The following is a 20,792-nucleotide window of genomic DNA, read 5'->3' as shown; positions in this document are numbered from 1 at the left end:
GTGTTTCGGTGGTCATAGCGTTAGGGAAACGCCCGGTTACATTCCGAACCCGGAAGCTAAGCCTTTCAGCGCCGATGGTACTGCAGGGGGGACCCTGTGGGAGAGTAGGACGCCGCCGAACAATTCTTGTAAAGCCCGTCGCCGGAGCCTCTCAGAGGCCCGGCGGCGGGCTTTTTCATGCCCTGATGTAAGGTCGGGTGGAATCATCGGAGCGTACGTTCAACAGGAGGGGCCCCCGGTGGAGGTCCAGGAGACAAGGGTGCAGACGGATCGCGTCTTCACGATCCCCAACATCCTGAGCATGGCACGGCTGTTGGGCGTGCCCGTGTTCCTGTGGCTCATCCTGTGGCCGGAGTTCGGCGGTCCGAAGGTCGACGGCTGGGCGCTGCTCGTGCTCGCCCTGAGCGGTGTCAGCGACTACCTGGACGGGAAGCTCGCACGCCGCTGGAACCAGATCAGCAGCCTCGGCAGGGTGCTGGACCCGGCCGCGGACCGGCTCTACATCGTCTCCACGATCATCGGCCTGACCTGGCGCGGGATCCTACCGTGGTGGCTGACGGCCATCCTGGTGGCCCGGGACGCCGTCATGGGCGTGATGATCCTGGTCATGCGCCGGCACGGCTGGGGTCCGCCGCAGGTCAACTTCATGGGCAAGGCCGCCACCTTCAATCTGATGTACGCCTTCCCGTTGCTGCTGCTGAGCGACGGCGACGGGTGGCTGAACACGCTCGCTGCTATTTTCGGATGGGCGTTCGCCGGATGGGGTACAACGCTGTATTGGTGGGCAGGGATCCTCTACGTGGTCCAGGTCCGCCGACTCGTCAGGGCGGACGCCACGGCCGATTGAGCCCGCGTACCCGGCAGGAGAACCTCCGGCCGGGTGCCCCGCGAGTGACCGGCGGTCCGGGGGACCGCGACCGTCCGCGCACGAGAAAGCACGGGTGACGTCGGCAAGACAGTCGTCTCTTTGAGGAGGACGCTTCCGACATGAAGGCCGTCGTGATGGCCGGCGGCGAAGGCACGCGCCTTCGCCCGATGACCTCGAGCATGCCCAAGCCGCTGCTGCCGGTCGTGAATCAGCCGATCATGCAGCATGTGCTCAAGCTGCTCAAGCGGCACGGTCTGACCGAGACCGTGGTGACCGTGCAGTTCCTCGCCTCCCTCGTCAAGAACTACTTCGGCGACGGCGAGGAACTCGGCATGGAGCTCACCTACGCGAACGAGGAGAAGCCACTCGGCACCGCCGGCAGCGTCAAGAACGCCGAGGACGCACTGAAGGACGATTCGTTCCTGGTGATCTCGGGTGACGCCCTGACCGATTTCGACCTCACCGAGCTGATCAACTTCCACAAGGAGAAGGGCGCGCTGGTCACGGTCTGCCTGACCCGAGTGCCCAACCCCCTGGAGTTCGGCATCACCATCGTCGACGAGGAGGGCAAGGTCGAGCGCTTCCTCGAGAAGCCGACCTGGGGCCAGGTCTTCTCCGACACGGTGAACACCGGCATCTACGTCATGGAGCCCGAGGTCTTCGACTACGTCGAGCCCGATGTCTCCGTGGACTGGTCCGGTGACGTCTTCCCGCAGCTGATGAAGGAAGGCAAGCCCATCTACGGCTACATCGCCGAGGGCTACTGGGAGGACGTGGGCACCCACGAGAGCTACATCAAGGCGCAGGCGGACGTCCTCGAGGGAAAGGTGGACGTCGATCTCGAGGGCTTCGAGATCTCGCCCGGCGTCTGGGTCGCCGAGGGTGCGGAGGTCCACCCGGACGCGACGCTTCGCGGTCCGCTGTACGTCGGTGACTACGCCAAGGTCGAGGCCGGGGCCGAGCTGCGCGAGCACACGGTGATCGGCTCCAACGTCGTCGTGAAGTCGGGCGCCTTTCTGCACAAGGCCGTGGTCCACGACAACGTCTACATCGGGCCCCAGACCAATCTGCGCGGCTGCGTCATCGGCAAGAACACCGACGTCATGCGCGCGGCGCGGATCGACGACGGCGCGGTCATCGGCGACGAGTGCCTGATCGGCGAGGAGTCGATCATCGCGGGCGACGTCCGGGTGTACCCGTTCAAGACCATCGAGGCCGGCGCCTTCGTGAACACCTCGGTCATCTGGGAGTCCAGGGGCCAGGCGAACCTCTTCGGCGCGCGGGGCGTCTCCGGCATCCTGAACGTGGAGATCACCCCGGAACTGGCCGTGCGACTGGCGGGCGCGTACGCGACGACGCTCAAGAAGGGCGCCACCGTCACCACAGCCCGTGACCACTCCCGTGGTGCGCGTGCGCTCAAGCGGGCGGTGATCTCGGCGCTCCAGGCCAGCGCGATCGACGTGCGCGACCTGGAGAACGTGCCGATGCCCGTGGCGAGGCAGCAGACCGCCCGCGGCAGCGCCGGCGGCATCATGATCCGGACGAGCCCGGGCATCCCCGACTCGGTCGACATCATGTTCTTCGACGAACGCGGCGCCGACCTGTCGGCGGCCGGGCAGCGCAAGCTGGACCGCGTCTTCGCGCGCCAGGAGTACCGCCGGGCGTTCCCCGGTGAGATCGGCGACCTGAACTTCCCGGCGAGCGTCTTCGACTCCTACACCGGCGCGCTGCTGAGGGCCGTGGACACCTCGGGCATCGCCGAGGCGGGGCTCAAGGTCGTGGTCGACGCCGCGAACGGCAGCGCGGGCCTGGTCCTGCCGAGCCTGCTCGGCCGGCTCGGGGTGGACTCGCTGACGATCAACCCCGGCCTCAACGAGGCCAGACCGACCGAGACCGCGGACAGCCGGCGGGCCGGCCTGGTCCGGCTCGGGGAGATCGTGGCCTCCTCGCGGGCCGCCTTCGGTGTGCGCTTCGACCCGGTGGGCGAGCGGCTGTCGCTGGTGGACGAGCGCGGCAAGATCATCGAGGACGACCGGGCCCTGCTGGTCCTGCTCGACCTGGTCGCGGCCGAGCGCCGCAGCGGCCGGGTGGCGCTCCCCGTGACGACGACACGCGTCGCCGAGCAGGTCGCGGCCTACCACGGCACGCAGGTGGAGTGGACGACGACCTCGCCCGACGACCTCACCCGGGTCGGCCGGCAGGACACGACCATCTTCGGCGGTGACGGCAAGGGCGGCCTCATCGTCCCGGAGTTCAGCAGCGTCTTCGACGGCGCGGCGGCCTTCGTCCGGCTGATCGGCCTGGTGGCGCGTACGCAGCTCACCCTGAGCCAGATCGACGCCCGCATCCCCCGCGCCCATGTCCTCAAGCGGGACCTGGCGACGCCGTGGGCGGTCAAGGGCATGGTCATGCGCCGCGTGGTCGAGGAGGCGGGCGACCGCAGCGTCGACACCACCGACGGCGTGCGCGTGGTCGAGGCGGACGGCCGCTGGGTGATGGTGCTGCCCGATCCGGCCGAGGCGGTCACACACCTGTGGGCGGAGGGCCCGGACGACGCCTCCGCGCAGGCACTGCTCGACGAGTGGGCGGGGATCGTGGACAGCGCGGGCCGCTGACCGAGCCCCGGCGACGGCTCACGGGCCCCTCCCGACGCGACGAACGGCGCGTCGGGAGGGGCCCGTTCGAGGTCGGTGGCGGGGACGTGCGACGATGTGCGGCATGCCGCAGCAGCACCCCGATCGGAGCAGCGCCCCTGGGAGGGCCGTGACCCGGCGCCCGGACGCCTCCATGTCGCTGCTGAACAACGTCATGGAGCACAGCCTCGACGACGGGTACGCCGAGGCCGCCGCCCGCCGGGGCGCCACGGGCACGTCGCGTCTGCCCGGGACGCTGCGGGGCCGGCTGGTGCTCGCACTGGGCCTGGTGCTGGCCGCCGTGGTGGTCACCATAGGCGCGGCGCAGACGCAGGTGGCGGCCCCGACGCTGGCCAAGGAGCGGCAGAAGCTCATCGACCGCATCCAGTCCGAGACCCGTACCGCCGACGAGCTGCAGAAGAGCGTGGACGAGCTGCGCGACGACGTGGCGGCCAGGCAACGGCAGGCACTCAACGACCAGGACGGCGAGGCGGAGCGCGTGGCGCTGCTCGCCGGGGCGACGCCGGTCACGGGGCCGGGGATCGAGCTGGAGGTCAACGACGCCAAGGAGGCCTCGTCGGGCGGCGGCAACGATCCGCGTACCACCAGTGACTTCACGGACACCGGCCGCGTACGCGACCGGGACATGCAGCGCGTCGTCAACGGCCTGTGGGCGTCGGGGGCGGAGGCCGTCTCCATCAACGGGCAGAGGCTGACGTCGTTGTCGGCCATCCGCGCCGCGGGTGACGCCATACTGGTCGACAACCGGCCGCTGGTACCGCCCTACACGGTGCTGGCGATCGGGGACCCGCAGAAGCTGAGCACGTCCTTCCTGGACAGTGCGGACGGGCAGTACCTGCACGTCCTGCAGGAGAACTACGGGATCCGTACGCGCATCTCCGAGAAGGAGAAGCTGGAACTGCCCGCGGCTCCGAGCCTGATCATCCGCTCCGCGACCCCGGTCCCGTCGACCGGGCCGTCGTCGAGCGCATCCGGAAATGGGAAGGGTACGAATTGATCGCCGTACTGGGCCTGATCGTTGGAGTGGTGGTGGGCCTGGTGGTCCGCCCCGTGGTGCCGACGGTGGTCGAGCCCTACCTCCCGATCGCCGTGGTCGCCGCGCTCGACGCCGTCTTCGGCGGTCTGCGGGCCATGCTCGACGGGATCTTCGACGACAAGGTCTTCGTGGTCTCCTTCCTCTCCAACGTCGTCGTGGCCGCGCTGATCGTCTTCCTGGGCGACAAGCTGGGGGTGGGTGCGCAGCTCTCCACGGGGGTGGTCGTCGTCCTCGGCATCCGCATCTTCTCCAACGCCGCGGCGATCCGCCGCCATGTCTTCCGGGCGTGACAGCACGATGAGCGACGAGAGCGACCAGACGCCGGAGCGCCCGGAGACGTCACGCCCCGGCACTCCCGGCGAGCCCGCGGAACCGCGCAGGCCGGCGGGGCACGCCGGGCCCGAGCGGCCCGAGCGGCCCGAGCCGTCCTTCCGGCCGGAGCCGTCCTGGCGCCCCGAGCCCCCGGCCCGCCCGGAGCTGCCCGCCGCCGGACCGATGCCGCCCACCGCACCGGCGGACGCGGGGCCTTCGGCGCCGGGCCGGCAGCAGCCGTCGCCGGACGCGGGGGGACCCGTGGGTCCCGCGCCCGGAGTGACCGGCCGGCAACGCCTCAAGTCGGGACTGTGGCCGCCGCGGGTGTCCCGGGCCCAGCTGATCGTCGCGTTGCTGCTGTTCGTGCTGGGCCTCGGCCTGGCCATCCAGGTCCGCTCGACCAGCGACACCAGCGCGCTGCGCGGCGCCCGCCAGGAGGACCTGGTGCGCATCCTGGACGAGCTGGACAACCGCTCGCAGCGACTGGGCGACGAGCGGCGGCGCCTTGAGGAGCAGCGCACGGAGCTGGAGAACAGCTCCGACCAGGCCGAGGAGGCCCGCAGGCAGACCGAGCAGAAGGCCGAGCAGCTCGGGGTGCTGGCCGGCACGGTCGCCGTCGAGGGTCCGGGGATCACGCTGACCGTCAACGACCCCCAGGGCGGGGTCGAGGCCGACATGCTCCTCGACGCGCTCCAGGAGCTGCGCGCCGCGGGAGCGGAGGCGATCCAGATCAACGACGTGCGGGTCGTCGCCGACACGTACTTCACCCAGGGGTCGGGCGGTGTGCAGATCGACGGGCACAAGGTGAGCGCGCCCTACCGCTTCAAGGTCATCGGTAATCCACAAGATCTCGAACCCGCCCTGAACATCCCCGGCGGCGTGGTACAGACTTTGGAGAAGGAGCAGGCCACAGCGGACGTGGCACGATCGGAGAAGATCGTTGTCGACGCCTTGCGGCCGTCGGAGCAGCCTGACTACGCTCAGTCGTCAACCCGGTGATGCGGGGGCGAGTGGGGTATGCGGGGGAGGGCGGGAGAATGCGGGGGGTCGCCGCACCGTTGGGGTGGTGCGTGAGAGAAACTGTGTGTTGGTCGTGACTGAGGGTTCGTCCTGCCCCACGGGCGGGTCTGTGTCGTTCAAGGGGAATCGCCCGTGAAGTTGTTCGGTAAGTGGTTCGGCAAGAGTTCACGTCCGGCTGGTGACAGCCCGACCGCGCGTCACCGCGCGCCGCGGCACGTGCAGGGGGAGGGGCCGGGCGAGGAGCGCCCGCTGTTCCGTGACGAGGCCGCTGCTCCGGGCGGTGACATTTCGGGCGGTCCTGGTGCGGTTTCTGTTGACCCTGCGGCTGCGGGGCGCATAGGTTTCCAGCAACCATCAGCCTCTAGCACGGGTGGAGGGTCCTTGCCGGTCTGTGCGCGGTGCGGGTTCCAGAACGCGGAAGCGAGCCGTTTCTGCTCCAACTGTGGCGCGCCGTTGCGCGCCGGGGTGCCGTCCGAGCGTGCCTCCGAGACCACGTCCACGATCTCCATCTCCGGGATCGAGGCGTACGAGGCCGAGGCGACGGGGCAGACCGTGCTGCCGGCGCTGTCCCCGGAGGCCCAGGCCGCGGTCGACGCGCTGCCCCCGGGCTCCGCGCTGCTGGTGGTGCGCCGTGGCCCCAACTCGGGGAGCCGCTTCCTCCTGGACGGTGAGCTGACCACGGCCGGCCGCCACCCGGAGAGCGACATCTTCCTGGACGACGTCACCGTCTCGCGTCGTCACGTGGAGTTCCGGCGCCAGCAGGACGGTTCCTTCACGGTCTCCGACGTCGGCAGCCTCAACGGCACCTACGTCAACCGGGAGCGGATCGACTCGGTGACCCTGTCCAGTGGCGACGAGGTACAGATCGGCAAGTACCGACTGGTCTTCTACGCGAGCCAGTGGGGCGCCTGACCCCCGCGAGGGAAGGTTCATGCTTCTTACACCGTCGGGCGGTGCCGGCAACGGCACCGCCACCGCGGACGACCGGCTGCTGAGCATCGGAGCGGTGCTCAACGAGTTGCGGGAGGAGTTCCCCGAGGTCACCATCTCCAAGATCCGTTTCCTGGAGGCGGAGGGGCTGGTGGAGCCACAGCGCACTCCGTCGGGGTACCGGAAGTTCACCGTCCGGGACGTGGAGCGGCTCGGGCACGTGCTGCGCATGCAGCGCGACCACTACCTTCCGCTCAAAGTGATCCGCGAGCACGTCGACGCCCTCGACCGCGGCGAGCCGCTGCCGCTGCCCGTCCCGTCCTCCGGGGAGCCCCGGGAACTGGTCGAGGTCGGCGCGATCGAGCGGGAGGCGCCGGCCGCGCTGCGCATCGGCCGGGACGAACTGCTGGCCGCGACGGGTGCCGAACCGGGTGAGCTCGCCCAGTGGGAGGCGTACGGGCTGGTGGAGGCCGGTCCTGACGGCGACTATGACGCCGAAACGGTGAACATCGCCAAGATCGTGGCCGATCTGGGCCGTTTCGGGCTCGAACCGCGTCACCTGCGCGCGATGAAGGCCGCCGCCGAGCGTGAGGCCGGTCTGGTCGAGCAGGTGGTCGCGCCCCTGCGCAGGCACCGCAATCCGCAGACCAGGACGCACGCGGAGGCCACCGCGCGGGAGCTGGCGGCGCTGTCGGTGCGCCTGCACGCGGCGCTGGTGCAGTCCGCGCTCAGGGTGCGGCTCTTCTGAGCCGAGGTGGCCGGGACACGCCCGGTCGGCGGCGGGCCGGGCCCGTCCCGACTACCCAAACCTGCCGGGCACGGCCTAGGGTTGCTGTGTGAACGAGCTCGACGTCGTGGGTGTCCGGGTCGAAATGCCCTCCAACCAGCCGATTGTGCTCCTGCGGGAAGTGGGAGGCGACCGCTACCTGCCCATCTGGATCGGGCCGGGGGAGGCCACCGCCATCGCTTTCGCGCAGCAGGGCATGACGCCCGCGCGGCCGCTGACCCATGATCTGTTCAAGGACGTGCTCGAGGCCGTCGGCCAGACGCTGACAGAGGTCCGGATCACCGACCTCCGCGACGGCGTCTTCTACGCGGAGCTGGTGTTCGCCAGCGGCGTGGAGGTGAGCGCCCGTCCCTCGGATGCCATAGCGCTGGCGCTCCGCACCGGAACCCCCATCTACGGGAGCGACGGTGTGCTGGACGACGCCGGCATCGCCATTCCCGACGAGCAGGAGGACGAGGTCGAGAAGTTCCGCGAGTTCCTCGACCAGATCTCGCCCGAGGACTTCGGCACCAGCAGTCAATGAGGGCCCGCCGAGGCCATTCGTCCAGCCCTACCCTCACCGTGGACACGGAAAACCACCTCTGGGGTTGATATCACTCGGCGTGCCGAGCGTGGCGATCGTTGACGCACCCGGAGTGACTGCCTACCGTCGAGAAGGAAAGTCCCGATGGCACGTGCGCGTGCCCTGAGGGGTGCGAAGGGACGGGAGGTCGGCGTGAGAAGCACCGGCGACGGTACGGCCTTCGGCGGCCCGTATCCGATGCGCGGGGCCTTGGCCCGCAACGCCGCGACGCCCCCCGGAGGGGGTTCGGGCGACACCTCGGGACAGCTGCCGGAGGGGGCCGGCGAACGGGTCGGCTATCGGGGGCCCACCGCCTGCGCGGCGACCGGCATCACCTACCGCCAGCTCGACTACTGGGCGCGTACCGGGCTCGTGGAGCCCAGCATCCGGCCCGCGTACGGCTCGGGGACGCAGCGGCTGTACAGCTTCCGGGACGTCGTGGTCCTCAAGATCGTCAAGCGGCTCCTCGACACGGGCGTCTCCCTGCAGAACATCCGCACCGCCGTGCAGCACCTGCGGTCCAGCGGGCCCGCGGAACTCACCCGTATGACGCTGATGAGCGACGGGGCGACGGTGTACGAGTGCACCTCGCCGGACGAGGTCGTCGACCTGCTCCAGGGCGGTCAGGGGATCTTCGGGATCGCTGTGGGGGTGGTGTGGCGGGACGTCGAGGGCGCCCTGTCGCAGCTGCACTCCGAGCGCGTCGACACCGGGGAGACCCTGGTCGGGCACAACCCGGGCGACGAGCTGGCACGGCGCCGCAACCGCGCGGGCTGACCGGGCCGGACCGGCCGCGCCCCATCCGTCCGCCGTACACACGTACGGCGGATGTCGGACCAATGGTGCACCATCGGTGACTGTGAGAAGCGCGCCGACCATCCTCCACCTCGACATGGACGCGTTCTTCGCCGCCGTCGAGCAGGCCGCGAAGCCGAGTCTGCGGGGCAAGCCGGTCATCGTGGGGGGTGTCGGGCCGCGCGGGGTGGTGGCGACCGCGTCGTACGAGGCCCGGGTGCACGGGGTGCACTCGGCCATGGCCATGGCCCACGCGCGCAGGCTGTGCCCCAACGCCGCCTACCTCGTTCCGCGCTTCGCGGTCTACCGGCAGATCAGCGACACCGTGATGGAGCTGCTGTCGAGGCTTTCGCCGCTGGTCGAGCCGCTCAGCCTGGACGAGGCCTTCGTGGACCTGGAGGCGGGCGGGATCGCGGACGACCCGCGCGCGGTGGGGGAGCGGCTGAGGGCGGACATCAGGGCGGCGACGGGGGTCACCGGTTCCGTGGGGCTCGCGGGCTCCAAGCTGATCGCCAAGATCGCCTCGGAGCAGGCCAAGCCGGACGGCCTGGTGCTCATCGAGCCCGGCACCGAGCGTGAGCTGCTGGCCCCCATGCAGGTGCGCACGCTGCCCGGCGTGGGTCCCGCGACGGCGGAGCACCTGCGGAGAGCGGGCATTCTCATGGTCGGCGAGGTGGTGGAGGCGGGGGAGGCCGAGCTGGTGCGGCTGCTCGGCAAGGCGCACGGCGCCCATGTGTACGGGATGGCCCTGGCTGTCGACGAGCGGCCGGTGGTCGCCGACCGGGAGAGCAAGTCGGTCTCGGTCGAGGACACCTTCGACGTGGACCTCACCGACCGGGTACGGGTCCGGCTGGAGGTGGACCGCCTGGCCGACCGCTGCGTGCGCAGGCTCCGCTCCGCGGGCCGCTCGGGCCGCACGGTGGTGCTGAAGGTGCGGCGCTACGACTTCACGACGCTGACCCGCTCCGAGACGCTGCGCGCCCCGACCGACGACCTGGCGGTCGTCCGGGAGACCGCGGCCCGGCTGCTCGAGGCCGTCGACATCACCGGCGGCGTCCGGCTGCTCGGGGTCGGTGTCGCCGGGCTCGCCGACTTCACGCAGGAGGACCTGTTCGCCCAGGCGGCGGAACGGGAGGAGGAGAGCGCCGCGGAGGAGGATTCCGGTGCGTCGCAGGGGGTGCCGGAGCGGCCCGCGGAGGTACCCCGGGAGCCTGCGCCGCAGGAGCGGCGCTGGGTGCCCGGCCAGGACGTACGGCACAGCGAGTACGGCGCCGGATGGGTGCAGGGCAGCGGCGTCGGCAGGGTCACCGTGCGCTTCGAGGAACCGGGTTCGGCGGCGCCGGGGCGGGTGCGAACCTTCGCGGTGGACGACACGGAGCTGGAGCCGTCCGAGCCGCTCCCGCTGGTGTTATCGGGCATGCCGGCGCTCCCGCGTCAGCTGTCGCCCGCCAGCGTGCCGAAGTCGCGGTCCGGCGGGGGCTCCGGCACCGGGCCGGACAGCGAGGGCCCGCTCATGCCGTAGTGGTGGTAGAGCTGGAGCTCCTGCTCGGGGGAGAGGTGCCGGCCCACGCCGAAGTCCGGGGCGTCCTTGATCAGTGCCTTGTCGAACGGCACGCGCAGCTCCTCCCCGGTGAACTCGCTCGGTTCCAGCGGCACGAACGCGTCACGGCTGAAGAGACCGGTGCGCACCGCAGCCCATTCGGGTTCCCCGGTGGCGTCGTCGAGGTACACCTCGTCGACGGTGCCGATCTTCATCCCGTTGCGGTCGAAGGCCCTGCGTCCGATGAGGCTGCGCGGATCGATACCGGTCTGCACGGTCCCTCCAACTGGTCGCGTTTAATCCTATTTAGGCACGAAAGGTGGCGGCTGTCACATGACTCGTTCCCTGACCGCGCTGGTACGCTGACAGCGGCTGCTGACCCCTTGCGGGAGAGTCCTGACGACGCGGGGAACCGCCCGTCGGGCGCCGAAGGAGCAAACCCTCCCCGGAATCTCTCAGGCATCCGTACCGCATGGGTGAGGTCACTCTGGAAAGCAGGAAAGGGCGGCACAAACTGTGCGCGGCCTGTTCCTCACCGACGGTGAAAGCCGCCCCGGCGCATGTGCGGGACGGTGAAGCTCTCAGGTTCAGATGACAGAGGGGGAGGCCGTGTCGCGCCAGACCAGGAGGCCTCCGCAGATGACCGCCAACCGCATCCCACTCTCCGAGCTGGAGCGCGGCATCCCCTTCGAGCAGCGTCACATCGGGCCCGACGCCGGTGCGCAGGCCAAGATGCTCGCGCAGGTCGGCTACGGCTCGCTGGACGAGCTGACCGCCGCAGCCGTCCCGGACGCGATCAAGAGCGCCGAGGCGCTCGGCCTGTCCGGCGCCCGCACCGAGCCCGAGGTCCTCGCCGAGCTGCGTTCGCTCGCCGACCGCAACCAGGTGCTGCGGCCGATGATCGGCCTCGGATACCACGGCACCTTCACCCCGCCGGTCATCCTGCGCAACGTCATGGAGAACCCCGCCTGGTACACGGCGTACACGCCCTACCAGCCGGAGATCTCCCAGGGCCGCCTGGAGGCCCTGCTGAACTTCCAGACGGTCGTCGCCGACCTCACCGGGCTTCCCACCTCCGGTGCCTCGCTGCTCGACGAGGGCACCGCGGCCGCCGAGGCGATGGCGCTCGCCCGCCGTGTCGGCAAGGTCAAGGACGGCGTCTTCCTGATCGACGCCGACACCTTCCCGCAGACCGTCGCCGTGATCGAGACCCGCGCCGAGCCGACCGGTGTCGAGGTCGTCGTCGCCGACCTCAGCGACGGCATCCCGGCGGAGATCGCCGAGCGGGGCGTCTTCGGCGTGCTGCTGCAGTACCCGGGCGCCTCCGGCGCCGTGCGCGACCTCAAGCCGGTCGTCGAGCAGGCCCACGGAATCGGTGCGATCGTCACCGTCGCCGCCGACCTGCTGGCCCTGACCGTGCTCACCTCCCCGGGCGAGCTCGGCGCCGACATCGCGGTCGGCACCACCCAGCGCTTCGGCGTGCCCATGGGCTTCGGCGGCCCGCACGCCGGCTACATGGCCGTCCGCGACACGTACGCCCGCAGCCTGCCGGGCCGCCTGGTCGGTGTCTCCGTCGACGCCGACGGGGACAGGGCCTACCGTCTGGCGCTGCAGACGCGTGAGCAGCACATCCGCCGCGAGAAGGCCACCAGCAACATCTGCACGGCGCAGGTGCTGCTGGCCGTCATGGCCGGGATGTACGCGGTCTACCACGGCCCCGACGGCCTGGCCCAGATCGCCCGCCGCACCCACCGCTACGCCGCGGTCCTCGCCGCCGGCCTGCGCGCCGGAGGCGTCGAGGTGACCACGGGCGCCTTCTTCGACACCGTCACCGCGCGTGTGCCCGGCCGTGCCGCAGAGGTCGTGGCCGCCGCCCGCGAGGCCGGGGTCAACCTGCGCGAGGTCGACGCCGACCTGGTCGGCATCGCCTGCGACGAGACCACCGGCCGCGCCGATCTCGCCGCGGTCTGGGGCGCCTTCGGCGTGACCGCCGACGTCGAGTCCCTGGACGCGGCCACCGAGGACGCGCTGCCCGCCGGCCTGGCCCGCGCGGTGGACTACCTGACCCACCCGGTCTTCCACCAGCACCGCTCCGAGACCGCGATGCTGCGCTACCTGCGCCGTCTCGCCGACCGCGACTACGCGCTGGACCGCGGCATGATCCCGCTGGGCTCCTGCACCATGAAGCTCAACGCGACCACCGAGATGGAGCCGGTCACCTGGCCCGAGTTCGGCGCGATGCACCCCTTCGCGCCGGCCGACCAGGCCGAGGGGTACCTGACCCTCATCCGTGAGCTGGAGGAGCGCCTCGCCGAGGTCACCGGCTACGACAAGGTCAGCCTCCAGCCGAACGCCGGCTCCCAGGGCGAGCTCGCCGGCCTGCTGGCCGTACGCGCCTACCACCGCGCGAACGGCGACAGCCGGCGCACGGTCTGCCTGATCCCGTCCTCCGCGCACGGCACCAACGCCGCCAGCGCCGTGATGGCCGGTATGAAGGTTGTCGTCGTCAAGACCGCCGGCGACGGCGAGGTCGACGTCGAGGACCTGCGCGCCAAGATCGAGCAGCACCGCGAGGAACTCGCCGTGCTGATGGTCACCTACCCCTCCACGCACGGCGTCTTCGAGGAGCACATCGGCGACATCTGCGCCGCGGTGCACGACGCGGGCGGCCAGGTCTACGTGGACGGCGCGAACCTCAACGCCCTGGTGGGCCTGGCGAAGCCCGGCCACTTCGGCGGCGACGTGTCGCACCTGAACCTGCACAAGACCTTCTGCATCCCGCACGGCGGCGGCGGTCCCGGCGTGGGCCCGGTCGCGGTCCGCGCCCACCTCGCCCCGTACCTGCCCAACCACCCGCTCCAGCCGTCCGCCGGCCCGGAGACGGGCGTCGGCCCGATCTCGGCCGCGCCGTGGGGCTCGGCCGGCATACTCCCGATCTCGTGGGCGTACGTGCGCCTCATGGGCGGCGAGGGCCTCAAGCGCGCCACCCAGGTCGCCGTGCTCAGCGCGAACTACATCGCCAAACGCCTGGAGCCGCACTTCCCGGTGCTCTACACCGGTCCCGGCGGGCTCGTCGCGCACGAGTGCATCATCGACCTGCGCCCGCTGACCAAGGAGACGGGCGTGACGGTCGACGACGTGGCCAAGCGCCTGATCGACTACGGCTTCCACGCGCCGACGATGTCGTTCCCGGTGGCCGGGACGCTGATGATCGAGCCGACGGAGAGCGAGAACCTCGCGGAGCTGGACCGCTTCTGCGACACGATGATCGCGATCCGCGCCGAGGTCGAGCGGGTCGGCTCGGGGGAGTGGCCCAAGGACGACAACCCGCTGCGCAACGCCCCCCACACGGCCGCGGCCCTGGGCGGCGACTGGGGGCACCCGTACTCCCGTGAGGAGGCGGTCTTCCCCGCCGGTGTGTCGGCCGCGGACAAGTACTGGCCGCCGGTCCGCCGCATCGACGGCGCCTTCGGCGACCGCAACCTCGTCTGCTCCTGCCCTCCGCTCGAAGAGTACGACGCGTAAGGGCGGTTGACGCTCAAGGGTCGGCCCCGCTGCAGCAGCGGGGTCGGCCCTGTGTCGTTCCCGGCCCGGTCAGGCCGCCGTGACGATGTGCTCGCTGCCGAGCGGGCGGTGCGGGGCGATGATCTGCCCGTCGGGCAGCAGCTCACCGGTGTCCTCGAAGAGGAGGACGCCGTTGCACAGTAGGCTCCAGCCCTGCTCGGGGTGGCTGGCCGTGATGTGGGCGGCCTCACGGTCGGGGCTGCCGGCGGACGGACACTGCGGCTGGTGCGGGCACATGGACGACGTCTTTCGCTGCGAGTGGTGTGAAGTACGGCTGCCTTGGGTAGGAACCTCAGTCATGCCGCTCCCCCGTTCAGTCGGTCGGTCCCAGTGTTGCTCTACTGAGGGATTTCCGCAGGGATTTCGCGTGAGCTGTCCTCGTTAGTTGGGGACGCATTCACTCTCGCGGGCGGTTGCCCGGACAATGCAACGCCTCCGTGACCGGACGGTCACGGAGGCGTGCGAGGTCGCCCCAGCCGGCAGTCTCAGGCGGTGGTGCCCAGCAGCGGTGGCGGAGCCAGCCGCAGGGTCAGCACCGGCACCAGGTCGGAGAGCCGGTGCATACGGTGCGCGGCGATCCCCGGCGGCGCCGGCGCCAGCGGGATCAGCAGGTCGGCGGGGGCCGGCTGCGCGGTGCCCGCGTCGGCCGCGACGTCCCCGTGCAGCCACAGCGTCAGCATGTAGAGCCCCGGTACCGAGAGCAGGTGCGGCTGGTAAGGGGTGGTGAGCGCGTCGGCCTGGCGCAGCGCGCGCTCGGTGGAGTCGAGGTAGGGGCCCTCGCAGAAGTGCGAGAACGCCCAGCCGTCCGGGGTGTCCACCGTCTCGCCAGCGGCGGCGACCTTCTCGCCGGTGCGGATGTGGAAGCGCCAGCCGGTCAGTCGCGCGCGCGGCAGTCCTCCCGGTTCGGTGATCACGGGGTCGAGGACGTGCAGCGGGAGCGGGTGCTCGGCGACCAGCGGCCCCGTGGCGTTGCGCAGCGAGGGGGTGCGGGCCTCGCGGACTGCGGTCGGGGAGCTCAGGGCGGCGAGAACGCTCCGCAGGGCGGGAGCGGGGGCTGGGGCTACCTGCAGCGGCATGGTGGGCGGCCTCTCATGAGGAGACACGGGGGTGCTCGGCGGGGTGCGGACAGCACTGTCAGCGATGGAGCAGACGACACGGCGGCAGGCCGGGACAGCCCGGATCCGTGAGGCGCGTGGGGGCGGCGACGAACGGAATCAGCGTGGGCATGCGGATCCCTTCCCGTGGCCGGTGCGTCGCGGGCGCGCGGCGGGTCGCGGAGGCTCTGCCTGTGAACGAAAGGATATACGAGGTGTGTTCGCGCAGTGTTTCATCTAGCCGTCAGTGATATTACGGGCAAGGCGGTTCCAGGACACCCTGGGCAGGTAATTGCTCCCCGATTGCACCGTCGCCCACGCCGTGAACTGCGCTTTCCGTGTTACTGCGGATGGCTGAATCTCATCGGTGTTTTTCACGAGAGGGCCGACGTCGGCATGTGAATTCCGTACGTGCCCGTGGAATGTGCCGCGAGACGGTGCTCTTGGCCAGCTTAGCGGCTCCGGACCGGGGCCGGGGGCCTTATCGATCTCAGGGCTGGGCATGATGTGATCACGGCCCACTCGAGGAAGGACCTCCGATGGGGGAAAAGGTCGCGGCCACGGGGTTCGACCTGGCCGACCGCCAGCGGTACCGCAGGAAGCTCAAGCAGTGCCTGCTGGGGCTGGAACGACTGCTGGAGGAGAAGCGGTTCGACCGTCCCCGCAATCTCATGGGGCTGGAGATCGAACTCAATCTCACCGACCGCGACGGGCTGCCGCGCATGATGAACGAGGAGGTCCTCGAGCGCATCGCGAGCCGCGATTTCCAGACCGAGCTCGCGCAGTTCAACATTGAAGTGAACATCGCGCCGCACCGGCTTTCCGGCCGGGTCCTGGACCGTCTCGCCGAAGAGTTGCGCATGGGCCTGGGATATGCCGAGGGAAAGGCCCGCGAGGTCGGCGCGCGCATCGTCATGGTGGGAATCCTGCCCACCCTCGGCGCACAGGACCTGGTGGGTGCCAATCTCTCCCGCGTCGACCGCTACATGCTGCTCAACGACCGCATCCTGGCCGCCCGCGGCGAGGACATCACCCTCGACATCTCGGGGGTGGAGCGGCTGACCTGCGTCTCCGGCTCGATCGCCCCGGAGGCCGCGTGCACCTCGATGCAGATGCACCTCCAGGTCACCCCCGCGCGCTTCGCCGCGGTGTGGAACGCCGCGCAGGTCGTGGCCGGCCCGCAGGTGGCGCTCGGTGCCAACTCCCCGTTCCTGTTCGGCCGTGAGCTGTGGCGGGAGACCCGGCCCACCCTCTTCCAGCAGGCCACCGACACCCGGCCCGAGGAGCACCGGGCCCAGGGCGTGCGCCCGCTGACCTGGTTCGGCGAACGCTGGATCGACTCCGCGTACGACCTCTTCGCGGAGAACGTGCGCTACTTCCCCTCCCTGCTGCCCATCTGCGAGGACGAGGACCCGCTGCACGTCCTCGACGAGGGCGGGGTGCCGCAACTGAAGGAACTCACGCTGCACAACGGCACGATCTACCGCTGGAACCGCCCCGTGTACGCGGTCGTCGACGGCGTGCCGCACCTGAGGGTGGAGAACCGGGTGATGCCGGCCGGGCCCACCGTCGCCGACGTGCTCGCCAACACCGCCTTCTACTACGGGCTCGTCCGCTCCCTCGCCGAGGCGTCGCGCCCCGTGTGGAGCCGGCTGCCGTTCGCGGCGGCCGCCGCGAACTTCGACGCCGCGTGCCGGTACGGCATCGACGCGGTGTTCACCTGGCCCCGGCCGGGGCGCGGCAGCGGTCTCATGGAGATCGGGGCCGTCGAGCTCGTCCTGGACGAACTGCTGCCGATGGCCGCCGCGGGACTGGACGCCTGGGGGATCGACCCGGTGGACCGGGACCACTACCTCGGCATCATCGAGGGCCGCTGCCGCAACCGCATGAACGGCGCCGAGTGGCAGGCCGTCGCCTTCCACCAGGAGCTGGACCGCGGGCTGGACCGCCAGCGGGCGCTGGCCGCGATGACCCTGCGCTACTGCGAGCTGATGCACACCGGCGCCCCCGTGCACGAGTGGCCGCGGGAACGCTGAGCCGCCGCCCGCGCCGTCGCACCGATGAGGCAGGATGGCGCGGGTGGAGGCATCTGAGGACAGGAACGCGGCGGAGCCGGGCGGGGCCGGGGCCGGCACGGTGGAGCGGCTCGCCCCGCGTACGCTGCGCAGCGAGACCCTTCTGGTGCTCGCGCTGTCGCTCGGGGCGAGCGCGCTCTCGGCACTCATCAGCTTCGTCGGGTCGCTGACCAAGCCCGGCGGGCTCAAGGACCAGGCGGCCACCCTCGTCGGCTCGCAGGCGCCGGGCCGTCCGTGGCTGGACCTGTCCTGGCAGTTGTTCGGCGTCGCCACGGCGCTCGTCCCGGTCGCGCTCGTCGCCCATCTGCTGGCCCGCGAGGGAACGGGCATGCCGGTCATCGGTTTCGACCTGCGCCGCCCGCGGACCGACCTGCTGCGCGGCGCCGCCCTGGCCGCGGCCATCGGCGGCACCGGGCTGCTGTTCTATCTGGGCGCGCGCGCCTCCGGGTTCAACCTGACGGTCGTGCCGGAGTCGCTGCCCGACGTCTGGTGGAAGATCCCCGTGCTGATCGCCTCCGCGATCCAGAACGCCGTGCTCGAGGAGGTCGTCGTCGTCGGCTATCTCCTGCGCAGACTGGGCCAGTTGGGCTGGACCCCGGTCGGCGCGCTGGTGGCCAGCAGTGTGCTGCGCGGCTCGTACCACCTCTACCAGGGCATCGGCGGGCTCATCGGGAACATGGCGATGGGCGTCGTCTTCGTGCTGCTCTACCGGCGCTGGGGCCGGGTGGGGCCGCTGGTGGCGGCCCACGGGCTCATCGACATCGTGGCCTTCGTGGGCTACGCCCTGCTCGCCGGGAAGGTCGGCTGGCTGCCGACCGCCTGAGACCGCCCTACGGGTGGGCGTGCAGCTCGCCGTCGATCACGGTGACGGCACGGCCGCTGAGCCGTACGCGGTCGCCGCTCAGCACCGTGCGCACCAGGCCGGAACGCGCCGAGGCCTGCAGCCCGGTGAGTTCGTCGCGGCCCAGACGCCGTGACCAGAACGGCGCCAGCGCGGTGTGGGCGCTGCCGGTGACCGGGTCCTCGTCGATGCCGACGGCGGGGAAGAAGCCGCGTGAGACGAAGTCGTAGCCGGTCGTCGCCGGGGACTCGGCGGCGGCGGTCACGACGAGGCCGCGCCTGGAGGGCAGCGCGGCGACGGCGGCGATGTCGGGCGTGAGCGCCCGTACGGTCCTCTCGTCGACGACCTCCACCATCAGGTCGCCCACGTCGTCGCCGGTCTCGTGCACCGACAGCACGTCGGCGCCGATCGCCGCGGAGATCTCGCCCGTGACGACGACCGAGGTCAGCGGGGCGACCGGGAAGTCCATGGTGATGGTGCCGTCCTCGGCGGCGGTCGTGGTGAGGACGCCGCAGCGGGCGCCGAACCTCACCGGGCCGCGGGCGGCGCCCGTGCTGTGCAGGATGTGCGCGGTGGCGAGCGTCGCGTGCCCGCACATGTTCACCTCGGCCCTGGGGGTGAACCAGCGCAGGGCCCAGTCCGTGTCCTGGGTGCCCGGCGTGGGATGGGCGAACGCGGTCTCGGAGAGGTTGACCTCCGCGGCGACCCGCTGGAGCCAGCCGTCCTCGGGGAAGCTGTCCGCGTCCAGCAGCAGCACGCCAGCGGGGTTGCCGGCGAAGGGGCGGTCGGTGAAGGCGTCGACGATACGGATCCGCATGTCGCGAGCCTACGGAGGCGCCGCGGCGACCGGCCAGGGCCAATCGAGGGGTCGTGGCCCGCGCGGCGGGTGCCGCAGCCGGATCCGTGTCCCAACAGGGCGTGCGTACGGCTGTCTTGAGGCCGTGACCTTGGTGCGCCCCGTGGCAGCCTCTCAGGCGGGCGGCGGGTCGTCGGACATCATCGGGCGCACCAGGGCGGCGTGCGCGGCGAGCACGGCACGGCAGAGCGCGCGTTCCGGATGATCGGCGTCCAACCCCCGGAGGCGCACCGCATGCTCGTCTTCCGGATCGACCGGCTCGGCGAGTTCGGCCGCCACGGCGACGAGGTCGGTGAGGCCGGAGCGCACCGGGACCTCAGGACACACGGCGAGGCGGATGACGAACGGCAGGGCGGCCGGCATCGCGGCGCCCCTCCGGAAGACGCCGTCCAACAGGACGTCGGTGAGCGCCGCACGGCCTCGGGCGCGGCGCGTTCGTCGAACAGCGCGTGGAGGAGGGCAGGCAGCCCCGCGGGGCGGCCGGGGAGGTCGGCCCACGGCACCTCGGTACAGCCGCGCAGCGCGGGGTGCGTCGCACCGTCCCGCCCGGCGTCCGGATGGTCGCGGAGGAACCGGGTCACCATGGCCTCGGCCGCGGTGTCGATCACGCACAGGATGGTCCGTCCTCGGCTCGTGTGATGCAGGATCACCACTGTGCCCTGTCCGGGCCGTTCGACGGCACGGACCGGGGGTGCGATGGCACATCGTGACGCCGGAGGAGGTGGCGGATGGACGGGGCGCCGGAGTCGGAGTACGTCCTGCGGGCCGTGGGGTATGTCGAGTCGCCGTTGCGGAGCCGGGACGAGGCGCCGAAGCAGGGGGACGAAGGGTCCCCGGAGGCGTGGCTGGTCTTCGAGCCCGGCGTCGCTCGGGCGTTGCGCGGGCTGCGGGCCGGTACGGACGTGGTCGTGCTGACCTGGCTGGACCGGGCCCGCAGGGACGTACTGGAGTTGCGGCCGCGTGGAGACCGGGAACGGCCGCTCACCGGGGTGTTCGCCACGCGGTCGCCGGACCGGCCGAACCCGGTCGGGTTGCACCGCGTCCGGGTCGTCGAGGCGGACGGCCTGCGGTTGCGGGTGCGGGACCTGGAGGCGCTGGACGGCACGCCCGTCCTGGACGTGAAGCCGGTGCTCGAACGGCCGGGCGATCGCTGACGGGACGGTGCCCGGTCGCCGGGGGCGGCCGGGCACCATCGCGTCGTCACACCTCAGGACGTGCCTGGCGGCGGGGTGAGCATCGTCCCGAAGACCGTGTCGAAGAAGTCCTCGAAGGCCTCGTCCGACCGGCCGGAACGGGCGGTGATCAGCGTTCCCTCCCAGGCGTTGAGCACGAACCGTGCCGTCCGCCCGGTGTCGAGGTCCGCCCGCAGCTCGCCGGCGCGCTGCGCCTCGGCGAGCGCGCCGGCGATCAGCGAGGCCCACACGCCGAGTGAGGTGCGGACGCCCGCGCGGATCGTCTCGCTGTGGTCGGCGATCTCGGCGCCGAAGTTGCCGAACATGCAGCCCCGGGTGAAGTCCGCGTCCACGGTCTCGTCCCGCAGCATCTCGAAGTGCGCGCGCAGCCGGGCCAGCGGCGGGATTCCCGGTTCCGCCAGCTCGTGCGTCCGCCGGCCCGCGCCGTAGCGGTCGAGCGCGACGAGGGCCAGCGACTCCTTGCTGTCGAAGTGGTTGTAGAACGACCCCTTCGGTACTCCGGCCGCGTCCGTGATGTCCTTCACGCCCGCGGCGTTGTACCCCTTCGCGTGGAACTGCGCGACCGCCGCGTCGACGATCGCCTCGCGCATGCTCTGCCGGGCCATGGCGCCTCCTCCTCCGGACCGCAATATGGCCGGTCGTCTCCTGCCTGTCAAAAATACACC

20 protein-coding genes, 1 rRNA gene, 1 pseudogene and 2 riboswitches are annotated in these 20,792 nt (G+C 71.2%); of the genes and pseudogenes, 16 read left to right on the top strand and 6 right to left on the bottom strand.

Translation table 11 applies throughout. The features are described 5' to 3' along the window. Positions 1–4: 4 nt before the first annotated feature. The 12 genes and pseudogenes from rrf (at position 5) to B085_RS0111410 (ending at position 10,486) form a co-directional block, all read left to right on the top strand. Positions 5–121: ribosomal RNA gene (gene rrf, locus B085_RS0111460) — 5S ribosomal RNA — on the top strand. Between the two features lie 117 nt (positions 122–238). Beyond that, positions 239–847 carry a CDP-alcohol phosphatidyltransferase family protein gene (locus B085_RS0111455; protein WP_026250929.1) on the top strand — a complete coding sequence of 203 codons (609 nt, stop codon included), beginning with the start codon at positions 239–241 and terminating at the stop codon, positions 845–847. 140 nt (positions 848–987) lie between these two features. Next, positions 988–3,483: a mannose-1-phosphate guanyltransferase gene (locus B085_RS0111450; protein ID WP_018558710.1), complete on the top strand. Its 2,496-nt coding sequence runs from the start codon at positions 988–990 to the stop codon at positions 3,481–3,483. A 94-nt stretch (positions 3,484–3,577) separates the two neighbouring features. After that, on the top strand, positions 3,578–4,519 hold the full coding sequence (locus B085_RS0111445; RefSeq protein WP_026250928.1) for a DUF881 domain-containing protein: 942 nt from the start codon (positions 3,578–3,580) through the stop codon (positions 4,517–4,519). Beyond that, the gene (locus B085_RS0111440; protein ID WP_003984969.1) at positions 4,516–4,848 is read left to right on the top strand and encodes a small basic family protein; all 333 of its coding nucleotides are present in this window, start codon (positions 4,516–4,518) and stop codon (positions 4,846–4,848) included. The genes B085_RS0111445 and B085_RS0111440 overlap by 4 nt, the downstream gene beginning before the upstream one ends. A gap of 7 nt (positions 4,849–4,855) precedes the next feature. Next, positions 4,856–5,869: a DUF881 domain-containing protein gene (locus B085_RS0111435; RefSeq protein ID WP_018558708.1), complete on the top strand. Its 1,014-nt coding sequence runs from the start codon at positions 4,856–4,858 to the stop codon at positions 5,867–5,869. A 153-nt stretch (positions 5,870–6,022) separates the two neighbouring features. After that, positions 6,023–6,340 (top strand): annotated as a pseudogene (locus tag B085_RS50670) (zinc ribbon domain-containing protein); the annotation flags it as partial. A gap of 15 nt (positions 6,341–6,355) precedes the next feature. Continuing rightward, complete coding sequence (locus tag B085_RS50665; RefSeq protein ID WP_324603862.1) at positions 6,356–6,802, top strand: FHA domain-containing protein; 447 nt, start codon at positions 6,356–6,358, stop codon at positions 6,800–6,802. 19 nt (positions 6,803–6,821) lie between these two features. Beyond that, complete coding sequence (locus B085_RS0111425) at positions 6,822–7,568, top strand: MerR family transcriptional regulator (RefSeq protein ID WP_018558706.1); 747 nt, start codon at positions 6,822–6,824, stop codon at positions 7,566–7,568. Positions 7,569–7,656: 88 nt separating this feature from the next. Continuing rightward, positions 7,657–8,130 carry a bifunctional nuclease family protein gene (locus tag B085_RS0111420; protein WP_018558705.1) on the top strand — a complete coding sequence of 158 codons (474 nt, stop codon included), beginning with the start codon at positions 7,657–7,659 and terminating at the stop codon, positions 8,128–8,130. Between the two features lie 192 nt (positions 8,131–8,322). Beyond that, on the top strand, positions 8,323–8,946 hold the full coding sequence (locus B085_RS0111415; protein ID WP_026250925.1) for a MerR family transcriptional regulator: 624 nt from the start codon (positions 8,323–8,325) through the stop codon (positions 8,944–8,946). An 82-nt stretch (positions 8,947–9,028) separates the two neighbouring features. Then, a complete protein-coding gene (locus B085_RS0111410; protein WP_018558703.1) occupies positions 9,029–10,486 on the top strand; it encodes a DNA polymerase IV in 1,458 nt (485 codons plus the stop codon). On the opposite strand, the gene B085_RS0111405 is transcribed toward B085_RS0111410, so the two are convergent. Further along, complete coding sequence (locus B085_RS0111405; RefSeq protein ID WP_018558702.1) at positions 10,399–10,779, bottom strand: PRC-barrel domain-containing protein; 381 nt, start codon at positions 10,777–10,779, stop codon at positions 10,399–10,401. The two genes, B085_RS0111410 and B085_RS0111405, sit on opposite strands and share 88 nt — an antisense overlap. Before the next feature lie 101 nt (positions 10,780–10,880). Beyond that, positions 10,881–10,985: riboswitch (glycine riboswitch) on the top strand. Between the two features lies 1 nt (position 10,986). Next, positions 10,987–11,109, top strand: a riboswitch (glycine riboswitch). 34 nt (positions 11,110–11,143) lie between these two features. Here B085_RS0111405 and gcvP point away from each other — a divergent pair. After that, positions 11,144–14,029 (top strand): aminomethyl-transferring glycine dehydrogenase, encoded by a 2,886-nt coding sequence (gene gcvP / locus B085_RS0111400; RefSeq protein ID WP_018558701.1) that lies wholly within the window; start codon positions 11,144–11,146, stop codon positions 14,027–14,029. A 69-nt stretch (positions 14,030–14,098) separates the two neighbouring features. On the opposite strand, the gene B085_RS0111395 is transcribed toward gcvP, so the two are convergent. Next, positions 14,099–14,305 carry a DUF5999 family protein gene (locus B085_RS0111395; RefSeq protein WP_018558700.1) on the bottom strand — a complete coding sequence of 69 codons (207 nt, stop codon included), beginning with the start codon at positions 14,303–14,305 and terminating at the stop codon, positions 14,099–14,101. Between the two features lie 248 nt (positions 14,306–14,553). Continuing rightward, a complete protein-coding gene (locus tag B085_RS0111390) occupies positions 14,554–15,144 on the bottom strand; it encodes a hypothetical protein (protein WP_018558699.1) in 591 nt (196 codons plus the stop codon). Positions 15,145–15,701: 557 nt separating this feature from the next. Here B085_RS0111390 and B085_RS0111385 point away from each other — a divergent pair. Both B085_RS0111385 and B085_RS0111380 read left to right on the top strand, forming a co-directional pair. After that, entirely contained in the window at positions 15,702–17,198 is a 1,497-nt protein-coding gene (locus tag B085_RS0111385) for a glutamate--cysteine ligase (RefSeq protein ID WP_018558698.1), read from the top strand. A 34-nt stretch (positions 17,199–17,232) separates the two neighbouring features. Further along, positions 17,233–18,060, top strand: coding sequence for a type II CAAX prenyl endopeptidase Rce1 family protein (locus tag B085_RS0111380; RefSeq protein ID WP_018558697.1), 828 nt, complete (start codon positions 17,233–17,235; stop codon positions 18,058–18,060). Between the two features lie 7 nt (positions 18,061–18,067). Here the strand turns inward: B085_RS0111380 and B085_RS0111375 are convergent, their stop codons facing one another. Next, positions 18,068–18,895: a PhzF family phenazine biosynthesis protein gene (locus B085_RS0111375; RefSeq protein ID WP_018558696.1), complete on the bottom strand. Its 828-nt coding sequence runs from the start codon at positions 18,893–18,895 to the stop codon at positions 18,068–18,070. A gap of 153 nt (positions 18,896–19,048) precedes the next feature. After that, a complete protein-coding gene (locus B085_RS0111370; protein WP_018558695.1) occupies positions 19,049–19,297 on the bottom strand; it encodes a hypothetical protein in 249 nt (82 codons plus the stop codon). Between the two features lie 365 nt (positions 19,298–19,662). On the opposite strand from B085_RS0111370, the gene tsaA reads away from it, so the two are divergent. Next, entirely contained in the window at positions 19,663–20,088 is a 426-nt protein-coding gene (tsaA, locus tag B085_RS0111365) for a tRNA (N6-threonylcarbamoyladenosine(37)-N6)-methyltransferase TrmO (RefSeq protein WP_018558694.1), read from the top strand. Positions 20,089–20,141: 53 nt separating this feature from the next. On the opposite strand, the gene B085_RS42090 is transcribed toward tsaA, so the two are convergent. Then, on the bottom strand, positions 20,142–20,732 hold the full coding sequence (locus B085_RS42090; protein ID WP_018558693.1) for a TetR/AcrR family transcriptional regulator: 591 nt from the start codon (positions 20,730–20,732) through the stop codon (positions 20,142–20,144). Between the last annotated feature and the right edge of the window lie 60 nt (positions 20,733–20,792).

The sequence above is a fragment of the Streptomyces sp. BoleA5 genome (genome assembly GCF_000373665.1).
Taxonomy (GTDB): Bacteria; Actinomycetota; Actinomycetes; order Streptomycetales; family Streptomycetaceae; genus Actinacidiphila.
The sequence above is the reverse complement of the archived record's forward strand: the minus strand, read 5'-3'. Positions and strand labels throughout refer to the sequence as shown.